Annotated in this window: 2 protein-coding genes; one reads left to right on the top strand and one right to left on the bottom strand. The window is 39.4% G+C overall.

Annotated elements, in window-relative coordinates:
• Positions 1 to 51 precede the first annotated feature (51 nt).
• Positions 52 to 1,566 carry an RNA-guided endonuclease TnpB family protein gene (locus MiSe_RS48745; protein ID WP_444980649.1) on the bottom strand — a complete coding sequence of 505 codons (1,515 nt, stop codon included), beginning with the start codon at positions 1,564 to 1,566 and terminating at the stop codon, positions 52 to 54.
• Positions 1,567 to 1,659: 93 nt separating this feature from the next.
• Between MiSe_RS48745 and tnpA the strand changes: the two genes are divergently transcribed.
• Positions 1,660 to 2,067 carry an IS200/IS605 family transposase gene (gene tnpA / locus MiSe_RS48740; protein WP_226594700.1) on the top strand — a complete coding sequence of 136 codons (408 nt, stop codon included), beginning with the start codon at positions 1,660 to 1,662 and terminating at the stop codon, positions 2,065 to 2,067.
• The last annotated feature ends 87 nt before the right edge of the window (positions 2,068 to 2,154 follow it).

The raw sequence follows: 2,154 nt of genomic DNA, 5'->3' as shown, positions 1-2,154 counted from the left end.
TTGAGCCACTCCCCGCGATAAATCGACGGGGATTCAGGCTAAGAATTGGAGTTAACTTTTCGCTCGAAAAATAGCTATCTGGTTAACTGTTCTTAGCTTAATGCAGAACTGCTCAGAGGGTGAATGACTCAGCCTACTTTCGGACTCGCCTAATTGTTCGCAGTTTATTTGAAATTCCTCCCATGCCTGCATTAAGTAAGGCTCCGACCTTTCCCACTCACTAAGAGCGAGATGCAATAGAAGGCTGTCTTCGTCATTAACGAATCTACTCAAGTACGCACTAAACAAATCTCGGTGCATAATCACACCCGTTACATCGTAATGAACTCTTTCTGAAAGTGATTTCTTGATGCGTTCACCATTCAAATGAGTTTGAGACAGCGCAGTAGATGAAGTAGAAAACTTGGTGAATGAACCGCCAGCACTTTCAGCCTTGCGTTTCAGTTCAGATTGCACAAAACCTGGGGATTTAGCAGAAATAGCTTTTCCATAGCGTTTCTGCCAAGCTTTAACCGAGACATTCTCAGTTTTTATATGTTTCCCATGTTTCAGAATCTCGTTAACAATTTTTCTATTCTGAGATTTAGAGTAAGCCGCTTTTTTGCGTTCTATTTCACGTTTTTTATGGGCTGCTTTAATGTAAGCTTTAGATTTATTCCATCGTTGTTTCCCCTTTTTAGCTTTACCTTTCTTGGTAACAACTTTGCGTCCTACTTTATCTTGAAAATTCGGCTCATAGTTTTCTGGATTAATCGCCCGTTGTGAGCGTTGCATAGCTTGTTGCAATGCTTTAATTTTTCGAGCATAACTGGGAACTTTATCAGCAAAAGGTAACAATCCAGCTTGTTTATCCCCAACAAAGGCTATGTTATAAATGTTCAAATCTAGTCCAATAACACCATCAGAAATATAGTTTTTTTCTTTGTGGTATGGCACTCCTTCGGTAACTAACTGAATATACCAACGCCGTTTACCGTTGAGTTCACGCCAAAGTAACCGAACATATTTAACTGGGGATTTTAACCCATGTTGGATTACGGGGTTATTATAATCAATAATTGCAGTTAGTTTTAATTTCCCCCAAACTAATTGATTATTTTTCCATCTAATCCCCTGTTTATTGGTTTTACCTTCAACGCTTCTCAATCTACTTGCCACTTTATACCGAACTTTTTTGGCAGTCCCCAACAAGACTTTTTCACTGGATCTAAAAGCGCGAGTAGCTAAAGTTTGTTGGGTATTAGAGTCAATATTCTCTGCTATCCATTTTGATTTATTGCTGACAATTGTTGCATAGGCTTGGAGCTCGTAATCAGAATATCTGTAACCTTTACGGGCAGCGATAAAAGCATCACTCCGTTTTTTATTTTTTTTTTTTATATAATTTTGGCTGATTGATATATCTCGGAGTTGCTTTCCTAAGTTCATTCTCACCATTGCTTCGTTTAGACAAGCATTATAAAGTTGTCTCGCTGCTTGAAAACGAGACAATAATTCTGATTCTTGCTTACTGTCTACTATCAAAGGAATTTCGGTAATGAACACCGTTGCTGTACTCCGTACCAACTTGCATCACCCCCCTAGCTCTGTTTTTGGCTTGTTGCTATATACTAAGCTCAACTAAAATTGTTGTCAATAGCTTGCAGCTACATACAGAAAATGAAGGCGAACAACAGGCAGTACAGGCACAACAATCATTCCGTTGGGGCAGCAACGGTTCATCTGGTTTGGATACCTAAACGACGAAAGCCAGTATTAGTGGGAGATGTAAAACTTCGTTTAAGCCAGATATTAACCGAAGTAGCAAATGAAAAACAATCGATCATTAAATGCTTGGAAATAGCCCCCGCTCATGTACATCTTTTGGTAGAGTACGATCCTAATACTCCTATTAATTCCATAGTTAAAGCTTTTAAAGGTAGGTCTTCACGATATCTGAGGCAAGAATTTCCGCATCTACTCAAGTTGCCTACTTTGTGGACTCATGCTTATTTTTATGACTCCACAGGGAAAGTTAGTTCTGCTATTATCGAAGCTTATATTAATGATCCACATCACTCAAAATAATACTGACTGCGATTAAAATCGCACGGGTCGCGTTTCCACCCCGCAATAAATTGACGGGGCTACCACGCTCCCGGATGAAGAAGGTGT

It is taken from the genome of Microseira wollei NIES-4236, assembly GCF_020521235.1.
Lineage (GTDB): Bacteria > Cyanobacteriota > Cyanobacteriia > Cyanobacteriales > Aerosakkonemataceae > Microseira > Microseira wollei.
Note: the sequence above shows the minus strand (reverse complement) of the source record. Positions and strands in the feature narration are given on the sequence as shown.